10 protein-coding genes are annotated in these 9,239 nt (G+C 69.8%); 5 read left to right on the top strand and 5 right to left on the bottom strand.

All coding sequences use genetic code 11. The annotated features are described in order from the left end of the window. Positions 1 to 183: 183 nt before the first annotated feature. A complete protein-coding gene (map, locus tag A5789_RS20020; RefSeq protein WP_064901201.1) occupies positions 184 to 951 on the bottom strand; it encodes a type I methionyl aminopeptidase in 768 nt (255 codons plus the stop codon). 77 nt (positions 952 to 1,028) lie between these two features. On the opposite strand from map, the gene A5789_RS20015 reads away from it, so the two are divergent. Further along, positions 1,029 to 1,292 carry a helix-turn-helix domain-containing protein gene (locus tag A5789_RS20015; protein ID WP_039778318.1) on the top strand — a complete coding sequence of 88 codons (264 nt, stop codon included), beginning with the start codon at positions 1,029 to 1,031 and terminating at the stop codon, positions 1,290 to 1,292. Positions 1,293 to 1,298: 6 nt separating this feature from the next. Here A5789_RS20015 and A5789_RS20010 read toward each other — a convergent pair whose 3' ends face one another. Next, the gene (locus A5789_RS20010) at positions 1,299 to 1,946 is read right to left on the bottom strand and encodes a TetR/AcrR family transcriptional regulator (RefSeq protein WP_064901199.1); all 648 of its coding nucleotides are present in this window, start codon (positions 1,944 to 1,946) and stop codon (positions 1,299 to 1,301) included. Between the two features lie 97 nt (positions 1,947 to 2,043). On the opposite strand from A5789_RS20010, the gene A5789_RS37390 reads away from it, so the two are divergent. After that, on the top strand, positions 2,044 to 2,547 hold the full coding sequence (locus A5789_RS37390; protein WP_169812404.1) for a nitroreductase/quinone reductase family protein: 504 nt from the start codon (positions 2,044 to 2,046) through the stop codon (positions 2,545 to 2,547). Between the two features lie 16 nt (positions 2,548 to 2,563). On the opposite strand, the gene A5789_RS20000 is transcribed toward A5789_RS37390, so the two are convergent. Together A5789_RS20000 and A5789_RS19995 are read right to left on the bottom strand one after the other, a co-directional pair. Continuing rightward, positions 2,564 to 3,952 carry a metallopeptidase TldD-related protein gene (locus A5789_RS20000; protein WP_064901236.1) on the bottom strand — a complete coding sequence of 463 codons (1,389 nt, stop codon included), beginning with the start codon at positions 3,950 to 3,952 and terminating at the stop codon, positions 2,564 to 2,566. Positions 3,953 to 4,070: 118 nt separating this feature from the next. Beyond that, positions 4,071 to 5,594, bottom strand: coding sequence for a TldD/PmbA family protein (locus A5789_RS19995; RefSeq protein ID WP_064901196.1), 1,524 nt, complete (start codon positions 5,592 to 5,594; stop codon positions 4,071 to 4,073). A gap of 206 nt (positions 5,595 to 5,800) precedes the next feature. Between A5789_RS19995 and A5789_RS19990 the strand changes: the two genes are divergently transcribed. Continuing rightward, positions 5,801 to 6,454 (top strand): TetR/AcrR family transcriptional regulator, encoded by a 654-nt coding sequence (locus tag A5789_RS19990; protein ID WP_081879689.1) that lies wholly within the window; start codon positions 5,801 to 5,803, stop codon positions 6,452 to 6,454. A gap of 7 nt (positions 6,455 to 6,461) precedes the next feature. On the opposite strand, the gene A5789_RS19985 is transcribed toward A5789_RS19990, so the two are convergent. After that, a complete protein-coding gene (locus A5789_RS19985) occupies positions 6,462 to 7,223 on the bottom strand; it encodes a TSUP family transporter (protein WP_228795017.1) in 762 nt (253 codons plus the stop codon). A gap of 87 nt (positions 7,224 to 7,310) precedes the next feature. On the opposite strand from A5789_RS19985, the gene A5789_RS19980 reads away from it, so the two are divergent. Beyond that, a complete protein-coding gene (locus A5789_RS19980) occupies positions 7,311 to 8,531 on the top strand; it encodes a sensor histidine kinase (protein ID WP_064901193.1) in 1,221 nt (406 codons plus the stop codon). A gap of 31 nt (positions 8,532 to 8,562) precedes the next feature. After that, on the top strand, positions 8,563 to 9,222 hold the full coding sequence (locus A5789_RS19975) for a response regulator transcription factor (protein ID WP_036501594.1): 660 nt from the start codon (positions 8,563 to 8,565) through the stop codon (positions 9,220 to 9,222). Positions 9,223 to 9,239: the final 17 nt, after the last annotated feature.

Genomic DNA, 9,239 nt, shown 5'->3' with positions numbered 1-9,239 from the left:
GTGCCGTCCTTCTTGTAGGTGGTGAGCAGAACGTAGTTCGCGGTACCGGCGGGGCCGAAAGGATTGTCCACGACTGCCGAGCCTAATCGGTCGAGCCCGGAGGCGGCGGCGGAGCGTCACCGACCTTCGTTCCCCGATCCTGCTCCGAACGACACTGCCTGATCGGCATGGCCCAGGGGTGAATCATGCCGTGTGGGTGAGGATTCGGGGGCCCGCGTCGGTGATGGCGACGGTGTGTTCGGAATGTGCGGTGCGCGAGCCGTCGGCGGAACGGATCGTCCATCCGTCCGGATCGGTGATGATGCGATCGGTGGTGCGGGCGAACCAGGGTTCGATCGCGATGGTCAGGCCGGGGACGAGCCGCATGCCGCGCCCGGCGCGACCGGCGTTCGGAACGTGCGGATCCTCGTGCATGGTGCGGCCGAGCCCGTGGCCGCCGAATTCGGTGTTGACGGGGTAGCCGTGCCGCCGCGCGACGCCCGCGATGGCCGCGGAGATGTCGCCGAGCCGCCCTCCCGGCCGGGCGACCTCGACGGCGGCGGCCAAGGCCTCCTCGGTCGCGGCCACCAGCCGGGCGTCCTCGGGATCGGCGGCGCCGACGATGGTGCTGACCGCGGCGTCGGCGACCCAGCCGTCGACCGAGACCGCCAGATCCATGGTCAGCACATCACCGTCGCGCAACCGGTAGTCGTAGGGGAGTCCGTGCAGAACCGCGTCGTTGACCGACAGGCAGACGGTGTTGCGGAACGGGCCGCGCCCGAACGAAGGCGCGTAGTCCCAATAGCACGACACCGCCCCTCGTTCACGGATGCGCTGCCGCACATACTTTTCCAGATCGAGCAGATTCACCCCGACCTCGGCCCGCTCCCGCAGCTCCGCGAGCACCTCGGCGACGAAGCGTCCGGCCACGCCCATCCGCTCGATCTCGGCGGCTGTCTTCAGTTCGACCACGAAACCTCCCTGGTATCGGTATTTATATACCGACTCTAACCGTAGCGGTATTTGAATACCAGCTCTATGCTGGGGGCATGGTTCGACTTCCGCTGACCCCGGCCCAGGTAGAGGCCGGTCGCCGCCTGGGCGCGCATCTACGTGCGGTCCGGGGCGATCGGGACCCCGCGGAGATCGCCCGCGCGGCCGGCATCTCACCGGAAACGCTGCGTAAGATCGAATCCGGCCGGCTGCCCAGCCCGGCATTCGGCACCGTCGTCGGACTCTCCGGGGCGCTCGGAATTCCGCTGCAGGAGTTGGCCGAGGTGTGGCAGTCCGCCCGCCTCAGCGCCTCGGCCTGACCGTAACTAGGAGTTTTCCGCGCGGAACAGGGGAAGGGTCGCGTCGGCTATCTCCTCCGGGGAGGGGAGTGCGGCCCGTGCCTCCGGCGGGCTCATTCGCGACTGGAGTGCTCGCTGGTGGGCTGCGCCCACGAGCAGTAATGCGGCGGTGCGTGGTTCGGTGACGATGTGGTGGCGGGCCGACAGGTGTCCGATCACCACGTCCAGGGCGCGATGCGGGCCCAGATCGAAGTCGCGGCTGCGTTCCGAGTACACCGCGCGCAATTCGGCGTCGGAGTCGATTGCCGCCATGACCGGTAGCGCGGCACGGAAGAAGTCCTCCAAGACGGTCACCAGGTGCACGAGATCGCTTCGCAGATCGGCGGATTCGGCCGCGTCCGCGGAATGGGACGAATCGGCGAGCATATCCTTCAGCGGCCGCAGGTGATGCTGGATCACCGCTTGGAGCAGGCCGGTGCGATCGCCGAAGTGATAGAAGATGCTCGATTCGGCGACACCCGCGCGAGTGGCAACTTCCTTGGTGGTGAGCCGGGCGACCCCGGAACCGGTGAGGACGTCCTGTGCGGCCACGATGACAGCCTCCCGCACTCCGCTGCGCGGCCGCCCCCGGGTGCGTGCCTGCGGTTCGGTGTTCTGGGCGTGCTGGCGCGGCACCGCGTGTTCCTTCCGATCGGTTCGTGCCCTTGCAGTATGCCGCAACCCGTCGTATTTTCTGAGTAGGCACTCGAAAATACTGATCGGAGCTGTCGACATGTCCACTCCCAGCACACCCCCATCAGCCGGAACCGCCCGCGAATCGGCGGGCCGGGGCCGGTTGCGCATGCAGACGGCGGTCGATGCCGGCATGCGCGCCCTGTTGCGGTCGCCGCTGCATCGCCTGCTCAGCGCGAAATTGATGATCGTCACCGTGGTCGGGCGCAAAACCGGCCGCGTCTACGCGAATCCGGTCGGCTACGCCGAATCCGACGGCGCACTGCTGGTCGGCACCGCGGCGGGCTGGCGGCGCAATCTGCGGCCGGGCGAACCGGTGCGGATCACCTGGCGCGGCCGGGAGCGGCTCGCGGACTGGGAGGTGATCTCCGGTGAAGAGGAGATCGCCGAGCCCTACCGCATCATCCTCACCCAGAATCCGACGCACGGCCGCTTCGCCGGTATCAGCCTCGATGCCGACGGCAACGTCGACCGGGAACAGCTGCGCGCCGCCCTCGGCCGCGGCACGGTCGTCGTGCGGCTGCGGCCGCGATCGATGCGCTGAGTGCGGGTGACCGCGCTCAGGTGGCCTGGCTGACCGAGGACATGTGGAAGTCGGGGATCCGCATCGGCGGCATGGCCGTGCGGGTGAACCAGTCCTTCCATTCGCGCGGCAGCGTGATCTCGGTGGCGCCGACCTCGGTAGCGCGGCGCAGCAGATCCAGCGGGCTCTCGTTGAAGCGGAAGTTGTTGACCGCGGCGGTGACCGCGCCGTCCTCCACCAGGTACACGCCGTCGCGAGTCAGGCCGGTCTGCAACAGCGTGGCCGGATCGACCTCGCGGATGTACCACAGACAGGTCAGCAACAGGCCACGCTCGGTGGTGGCGATCATCTGCTCGAGAGTGGTGTCCGTCCCGCCGCTCAGCAGCAGATTCTCACCGGCCACCGTGACCGGAGCGTCGTACTGCGCGGCCACTGCGCGCGGATAGATCAGCGACTCGATCACTCCCTCGCGCAGCCAATCCACGTGACCGGCCGAGAGACCGTTGTCGAAGATCGAGGAGGTCTCCGATGAGGCGGCGGTGGCGACGAACGGCCGGTACTCCAAACCCGCGGCAGTCGGATCCGAGTACAACGTCAGCGGCAGGTCGGTGAGCCGCTCCCCGATGCGGGTGCCGCCCGCCCGGGCGAATGCGGTGTGCCCCTCGTGGGCGCCGCGTCCGTCCATCGACCACAGCATCGGAATCAGCAGGTCGGCGACCGCCGAGGGCGGCAGCAGGGTGGGATAGCGACCGGCCGGCAGCTCGACCCGGCGGGCACACCAGTCCAGGCGCCGGCTCAGCTCGGCCAGCAGTGCGGTGACGCCGATATCGGTGAAGTCGGCGGTCGGCGCGCCCACCCAGGCGCTCGCGGGATCGCCGTCCCCGCCGCGTTTGCCGTTGATCTCGATGGATCCGGTGGGCTCGGTCCACCGGCGGCGGATGCCGGTGGAGGTGCCCAGCCAGGTGGTGTGCAGCTGATGGTGGGCGAAACCGTAGAGCCGGTCGGCGCCGGCGAACCCGACCGCGAGCTCACCGGCGAGTCCGGTGAATACCTCGATGCCGGTCTCGCGCACGCGGCCCGCCCACTCCGAATCCGGGTGTGCGCCCGTGGTTTCCGGGTCCAGCAGCGGCATGGCGTCCGCGGCGGGCTCGGCCGTGCGAGCCGCCTCTTCGGCGCTGCGCACCACGGCCTCGATCTCGGCCGGATCCACGCTCGTGGAACCGACACTGCCCACCCGCGCCGAGCGTGGGCCCTCGCGCAGGATCGACACCACCGCCCAGGATCGTGACACCGACGACCCGTTGGTGGTCATGGAATTGCCGGCCCAGCGCAGCGAGGCCTCGGACGCGTCGGTGACGATGACGATCGTCTCGTCCGCGCGCGCGACGGCCAGCGCCCGCTCCACGACCTCCGCGCCGTGCATCATCGTCACCGACCGGCCTCCCGCGTTGTGTGCCAATTCCGAATCGTGGCCATTACCCCGCCTCCTGTGTGGCGGGACACCCGCACCCGGTCGGCGCGGCGAGTGGCTGCGCGAGGGTTACTCACCCCGCCTCCTGGCGGGTGTTGAGGATGTTCACCCCGCGCACCAGCACCGATGGACATCCGTGCGATACCGCCGCGACCTGGCCGGGCTGGGCCTTACCGCAGTTGAACGCCCCGCCGAGGACCCAGGTCGACGGGCCGCCGACGGCTTCCATCGCGCCCCAGAAGTCGGTGGTGGTGGCCTGGTAGGCGACGTCGCGCAGCTGACCGGCCAACTCCCCGTTGCGGATCCGGAAGAAGCGCTGCCCGGTGAACTGGAAGTTGTAGCGCTGCATGTCGATCGACCAGGACCGGTCGCCGACGATGTAGATCCCGTCCTCGACCCGCGAGATCAGCTCGGCGGTGCTGGTATCGGACTCCGGATCGGGCTGCAGCGACACGTTGGCCATGCGCTGGATGGGCACGTGATGGGCGGAATCGGCGTAGGAGCACCCGTTGGACCGGGGCACCCCGAGACGAGGCGCGAAGACCCGGTCGAGCTGATAGCCGACCAGGATGCCGTCGCGCACCAGATCCCAGCGCTGCCCGGCCACCCCCTCGTCGTCGTAGCCGACCGTCGCGAGGCCGTACTCCTGAGTCCGATCGCCGGTGACGTGCATGATCGGGGTGCCGTAGCGCAGCGTCCCGAGCTTGTCGGGAGTGGCGAAGGAGGTTCCGGCGTAGGCCGATTCGTAGCCGATCGCGCGATCGTATTCGGTGGCGTGGCCGATGGATTCGTGAATCGTCAGCCACAGATTGGTCGGGTCGATCACCAGGTCGGTGGGGCCCGGCGTCACCGACGGCGCGGCGACCTTCTCGGCCAGCCACTGCGGCATCCGTGCCAGTTCCTCGTTCCAGTCCCAGACGCCGTCGGCGCCGGTGACGTACTCCCAGCCGCGCCCGGCCGGGGCGGCGAGGGTCCGCATGGTCTCGAAACCACCCGTCGCGGCGTCGACGGTGATCGCCTCGAATTGCGGATGCAGTCGCACCCGCTGCTGGGTGATCGTGGAACCCGCGGTGTCGGCGTAGTAGGTCTGCTCCTTGACCTGCAGCACCGATGCCGTCACGTGATCGATGCCCGCGGCCGAGGACAGGCGCTGCGAATAGTCCTGCAGCAGCGCGACCTTCTCCGGCGTGGGCACGGTGAACGGGTCCACCTGGTAGGGCGAGACCCAGGTCGCGTCGCGATAGACCGGTTCGCCGGCGAGTTCGACCCGCTCGCGGTTGAGCGCCCGCAGCGTCGCCGCGACGGTGACCGCGCGCTGGGCCACCGCCACAGCGGTCGCGGGTGTCAGTTCGCAGTGCGAGGCGAAACCCCAGGTGCCGTCGACGATCACGCGGACCGCGAAGCCCAGGTCGTCGGCATTGTCGATGGATTCGACGCGGCCGTCGCGCAACCGGATCGATTGCGTCAGCAGCCGATGCACCCGCAGATCGGCGTACTCGGCGCCGGCCGCGCGCGCCGCCGTCAACGCCGCATCGGTCAGGGCGGCCAGTGGCAGCGCGCGGAACTGGTCGTCCACGGCCGCAGATGCGATGCTCACCCGGCCTACGCTAATTGCTGAACGCCGGCCGGGCCACCGGATCGGCCGACGGGTGCGGCGAAACACTCTGGGACCCAACGCGACACGCCGTGCATGATTGCAGACGATGCAAACATGCATGAAATGCGGTGTGGCACGGACTGAAACGCGCGCGAAACGCGCAGCCTGCCGCAGGTTGCGGCGCCGATGGCGTACTGTCTGCCCGCGTGCCGCCATCCGCACTCCGTGACCGTAAGCGGGAACGCACCCGCCGCGCCCTCCTCGAGGCTGCCGCCGATCTGTTCGAATCCCGCGGCTACGAGGCGACCACCGTCGCCGATATCGCCGCGACCGCCGAGGTGGGTACGAGGACGTTCTTCAACTACTTCGAGAGCAAAGAGGAACTGCTCTTCCCCGAACCTGATGAACGCGTCACCGCGGCGGTGGCCGCGATCGCGAGCCGTCGTGCCGACGAACGACCCGTCGAGGTGCTGCTGCGCGCGCTGCGGGCCGCCGGGGACAATCCCGGTGATCACCTCGGCGACGATCTGGCGGCCCGCATCGCCGTGTTGCGGGCCCAGGTCTCGCGCACCGTGCCCGCCGTCAGCGGCCGGGCCGCGCACGCCCAGCTGGCCGCGCAGCAGGAGATCGCGCGGCGGCTGCGCGACGCCTTCCCCGACGAATTGGACGAGGTCGGCGCGGCCGCGCTGGTCGGCGCCGTCGTCGGGGCGGTGTCGGGTGCGCTGACCGTGCTGTTCTCCGGCCGCCACGCGATCGAGGACGGGGAACGGCTGCATCGCACCATCCGCGAGACCACCTCGCGGGTGCTGGCGCCCTGGCTCTCGGCCGGCCGGCATCTGACCGCGGAGGCGCGCTGCTGAGCGCCGCTCAGCCGAACTGCTGCCAGCCCAGGCGCACCACCATCGCGGTCACCACGATCAGCAGCACCGCGCGCAGGAACCCGGCCCCGCGCGCGATCGCCATCCGCGAACCCACCACGGAGCCCGCGATATTCGCCACCGCCATGCCCAGGCCCACCGACCAGATGATGTGCCCGGTGGCGGCGAGCAGGATCAGCGCGCCGAGATTGGATCCGCAGTTGATCACCTTCGCCATGGCCGCGGCGCGCACGAACTCGGTACCGAGCAGGGTGGCGAAGGAGATGATCAGGAAGGTGCCGGTACCGGGGCCGACCAGCCCGTCGTAGCCGCCGATCAGCCCGGCCGACAGGCCCACCACCAGGATCGTGCGGCGCCGGGTCGGCGGGTGGGTCGCCACCGTCACCCCGATCGAGGGCCGCGTCGCCACCACGATCGCGACACCGATCAGCACCGTCATCACGATCGGGATGAAATAGCGCCGGTCGATCAGGGCCACCGCGGCCGAACCGGCGGCCGCCGCGCACGCCGCGATCGCCGCACCCGACAGCATGAGCGGCCATCGCATCGGCACCCGGCGCGCGAAAGTCAGCGCTGCGGCACTGGTTCCGGCGAATGCGGCGATCTTGTTCGTGCCCAGCGCGGTCTGCGGGGGCAGCGTCGGCGCCACCAGTAGCAGTGTCGGCAGAATGATCAATCCGCCACCGCCCACCACCGCGTCCACCCATCCTGCGGCCGTGGCCGCGGGCAGCAGCACCGCCCACTCGGCCATACCCACGGCGGCGACCCAATCAGAGTCGGCGACGTGCGGCAAATCGTGGCGCGCGGTGTCGAGGTGGCGGCCACCTAGGCTGAGCGAGTGCGCCGATTCAGTCTGTGGCTCCGTGGCAAACCCATGGTCGCCGATTCCATCCTCGCGGCCGCACTGGTGCTGTTGGATCTGCTCACGCTCGGCGGCAAGGATCATGCGATCGTCTATCTGATCCTCGGGCTGCTGGTTCCGGTGCCGGTGATCTGGCGGCGCAGCTATCCGCGGGCCAGTGCGGTCGCCCTGCTGGTGCTGTCGATCACCACCAGCGCGGTGAGCGTGGTCCTGCACGAGGATCTGCAGCCGCCGGCGCTGCTGGCGGTCGGCGTCGCGCTCTACACCCTCGTCGCGTACGTGGGCCGGCGCGAGGGTTTGCTGTATCTGGTCGGCCTCGCCGTGGACGGAGCGTTCTCGCTGGCCGTGGTCGACCAGTCGGTGCCGATCGTCATCGGCTTCCTGATCATGTTCTACGCGCTGTGCTGGACCCTCGCGGAATTCCTCGGCGCCCGCCACGCCTACGACGCCGAGGTCGCGGCCCGGCTCGCCGTCGCCGACTACGACCGCGAACGCAGCGCCCACGACGCGGTCTCGGCCGAACGCACCCGCATCGCCCGCGAACTCCACGATGTGGTCGCCCACGCGGTCAGCGTCATCATCGTGCAGGCCGACGGGGCGAAATACGCGCTGCGTCGCGACCCCGAGGTCGCCGAACAGGCGCTGGCCACCATCGCCGGCACCGGCCGCGAGGCGCTGCGGGAACTGCGCCGCACGGTGGAACTGCTGCGCACCGAGCACGCCCCGGAGCAGCTGCCGCAACACGGCACCGCCGGACTGGCGAAGGTGGTGGAGATGATGCGCAGCGCCGGGCTGGCCGTGGAACTGGAACTCACCGGGGAACTCGACGATGTCGCCCCCGAGGTGAGCCTCGGCATGCACCGCATCGTGCAGGAATCGCTGACCAACACCTTCCGCCACGCCGGCCCCGACCCACAGGCCTGGGTGCGGGTGCGGCGGCGCGACGCGGACGTGCTGGTCGAGGTGCTCGACCGCGGCGACGCCGGGCCGTCCGCGACCGGGTCCACCGTGGCCACGCAGGCTCCCGTCGTGGACGACACCGCGCTGCGCAACGGCATCGCCGGCAGCGGACTGGGACTGGTCGGGATGCGGGAGCGGATCGCGGTACTCGGCGGCACCCTCGCGGTGGGACGACGTCCCGAGGGCGGCTGGCGCGTCTGCGCCACCATTCCCCTGCAGCGTGAACTACCCGACTGACCGGGCGAGGAGTCCCGGTTAGATTGGTGCGGTGCCGATCACCGTACTCGTCGTCGACGATCAGGAACTCATGCGTGCCGGACTCAAGATGGTGCTGGGCGCGCACCCGGACGTCGACGTCGTCGCCGAGGCCGACAACGGCGCGACCGCCGTGCGCCTGGCCGGTGAACTGGCCCCCGACGTGGTGCTGATGGATGTGCGGATGCCGGTGGTCGACGGCGTCGCCGCCACCGCTCAGATCCTCGAATCCGGGTGTGGCAGCCGGGTTCTGGTGATGACCACCTTCGATCTCGACGAACACGCACTCGGCGCCCTGCGGGCCGGCGCCAGTGGTTTCCTGCTCAAGGACACCCCGCCCGAGGATCTGATCTCCGCCATCCGCAGCGTCGCGGCCGGTGACGCCGTGGTCTCGCCGAAGGTGACCAAACGGCTGCTGAACCGGCTGATCGCCGCCGACCCCGCCCGCGTGCGCGACCCATCGGTGCTCGACGTGCTCACCGCGCGCGAACGCGAGGTGCTCGAACAGATCGCCGCCGGGCGCTCCAACGCCGAGATCGCCGCCGAGCTGTATCTCTCGGAAGCCACGGTCAAGACTCACGTCGGCCGGGTGCTGACCAAACTGGGACTGCGCGACCGGGTGCAGGCGGTCGTGCTGGCCTATGAAACCGGGCTGGTCACGCCCGGTACCTGACCGGGTGAGCGACGATA

Source organism: Nocardia sp. 852002-51101_SCH5132738, from assembly GCF_001665695.1.
Taxonomy (GTDB): Bacteria; Actinomycetota; Actinomycetes; order Mycobacteriales; family Mycobacteriaceae; genus Nocardia; species Nocardia nova.
Note: the sequence above shows the minus strand (reverse complement) of the source record. Positions and strands in the feature narration are given on the sequence as shown.

What these genes read in the sequence shown, in the direction of transcription:
- A5789_RS20015 (WP_039778318.1), top strand. Translation starts at nt 1,029, where the DNA reads ATGGTTCGACTTCCGCTGACCCCGGCCCAGGTAGAGGCCGGTCGCCGC.
- A5789_RS37390 (WP_169812404.1), top strand. Translation starts at nt 2,044, where the DNA reads ATGTCCACTCCCAGCACACCCCCATCAGCCGGAACCGCCCGCGAATCG.
- A5789_RS20000 (WP_064901236.1), bottom strand. Translation starts at nt 3,952, where the DNA reads ATGATGCACGGCGCGGAGGTCGTGGAGCGGGCGCTGGCCGTCGCGCGC.
- A5789_RS19985 (WP_228795017.1), bottom strand. Translation starts at nt 7,223, where the DNA reads ATGGCCGAGTGGGCGGTGCTGCTGCCCGCGGCCACGGCCGCAGGATGG.